The sequence below is a fragment of the Pseudomonas sp. PA-4-8C genome (assembly GCF_021606625.1).
Lineage (GTDB): Bacteria > Pseudomonadota > Gammaproteobacteria > Pseudomonadales > Pseudomonadaceae > Aquipseudomonas > Aquipseudomonas lactis.
In genome coordinates this window covers 1-2,069 of the sequence record NZ_WKCD01000481.1, presented here as the reverse complement: position 1 = coordinate 2,069, position 2,069 = coordinate 1, and the positions used below count along the sequence as shown (strand labels likewise).

Genomic DNA, 2,069 nt, shown 5'->3' with positions numbered 1-2,069 from the left:
CTTCGGTTTCAAGTGCCCCATCGAGGTCATGACCGAGCTGATGGCCAAGCATCACGAGGCTCCCGCCTCAATCCAGTAACTGTGTTGCACTCAGCTCCTGCAACCGCCGAACAACATAGGTGCAGACTCATGACTAAGGGCCTGCAGCGTCATTTCAGCGAGCCGTTTAGTACTACCCATTACATTTGTAGGTCGAACAGCCTTGTCTGTGGAAATTAAAACAAAATTATCGACACCCGCCATCAACGCAGCTTGAGCGGTGTTCAAGGTTCCAATGACATTATTCAACACGCCTTCTGCAATATTGTGTTCAACCATAGGCACATGTTTATATGCGGCTGCGTGATAAACAGTATTAACGCGCCACGTTCTCATAACATCCAAAATTTTGGATTGATCTCGTACCGATCCGAGAATAGGTAGAAGCCGAACCGATAGCGACTCACGAGTTACACGCTGTTCGAGTTCAGAAAGTATGCTATAGAGATTAAACTCACTGTGCTCATATAACAGCAGTGTCGTCGGTTGCAGTGACAGTATTTGACGGCATAACTCTGATCCAATAGAGCCTCCAGCACCTGTCACAAATACGACTTGCCCTCTAATACAGTGCTCCAATAGTTCGGCCTGAGCAGGAACTGCATCACGCCCTAAAAGATCCGCAATATCGACTTCTTGAATGTCATCAACCTTCACCCGGCCGCTCGCCAGATCCATGAATCCAGGTACGCTACGCACATGAAGAGGAAAGCCTTCCAATAAACCAAGAACTTCACGCCGCCTTCCGCGCGAAGACGAAGGAATGGCCAACAATATTTCCTGAGCACCTGTGATATCGATCATCTGCTGAATATGCTTAGGTTTGTAAACCTGAAGTCCCGAAATGACCCGATCAGCAATACTGGCATCATCATCGATGAATGCCACCGGACGCATTAATCGCCCCATTCGGAGCGCAGCAACCAACTGATTACCAGCTGCACCTGCGCCATAGATAGCAACTTTGGGTAAGCCATCATCGCGACTAGCAAAAGGAACGTGCTGCGCTGCAGCAAACCAGTCACCCAAGAAATATTGACGCATGCCCAACCGCAAGCCACCTACCATAATCAAACTCAACCACCAGTAGTTGAAAATGATCGACCGAGGTACAACATTTTGATGATTGCTATACCAATATACCACTACCCCCAAAATAAGAGAGGATAAACTCACCGCCTTTATTATTGCGATTAACGCATCATTGCCAAAATATCGCATTACGGCGCGATACATGCCAAATCGAATGAACAGGGGTATGGAAATAACCGGACAGCTAAGAAACAGCCATAAATGCTGCCTCACCGGATTACTCATTTCATCAATGCCCAGGCGAACGACAAATGCCAGCCACAGCGCAAACCACACCAGTAAAATGTCCGCAATTACCTGAATCACACGTTTCTGGCGGCGTGGTAGACCCAGTAGCGCTGTTCTAATTTTATCCATAACCCCGTTGTTCGCCCCTTGCACCCTAAGTCAAAAAAATCCCGCAGTGCGTGATCAGAATAAGCAACGTTAGTCTACTGTATTTTGAACCTATACTTAAAGATCATTCCGCTCCAGCGCGCCGGCCCTAAATCGCAAAGCCAACGCGACCAATGGGACATAAGCCAGAAGCACTCCTAGCACGCCGTCTAAAATGGAAAGCCCGACGCACAGTGCAATCGGCAACAGGAAAAATACATTAATGGACAACACTGCAAGCGTCACCGGCAAATGGCTCCCTAGCTGGCGAGAGGCGTGCTAGTAGGCATGACTTCTATGCGCTTCGTATACCTTGTCACCTCGAACCAAACGCCTGACCAGCGTGAATGTCGCATCTACAACGAAAACACCCACTAAAATTAGCCATACCCAAAGCAGCTGAGGAGCGGTCCAGGCTGCATATAGAGACAAAACTCCGAGCATCACCCCCAGAAAACCGCTACCTGCATCCCCCATAAAAATTTTCGCAGGAGGAAAGTTCCAATACAGAAACCCAAAAACCGCACATGAGAGCAGCAAGGGCGCACCAATTAGCTCTGTGT

At 48.4% G+C, this 2,069-nt stretch carries 2 pseudogenes; both read right to left on the bottom strand.

The window, feature by feature from the left end:
- Positions 1 to 105: 105 nt before the first annotated feature.
- A pseudogene (locus tag GIW04_RS30195) lies at positions 106 to 1,488 on the bottom strand (polysaccharide biosynthesis protein); the annotation flags it as partial.
- 96 nt (positions 1,489 to 1,584) lie between these two features.
- A pseudogene (locus GIW04_RS30190) lies at positions 1,585 to 2,069 on the bottom strand (glycosyl transferase); the annotation flags it as partial.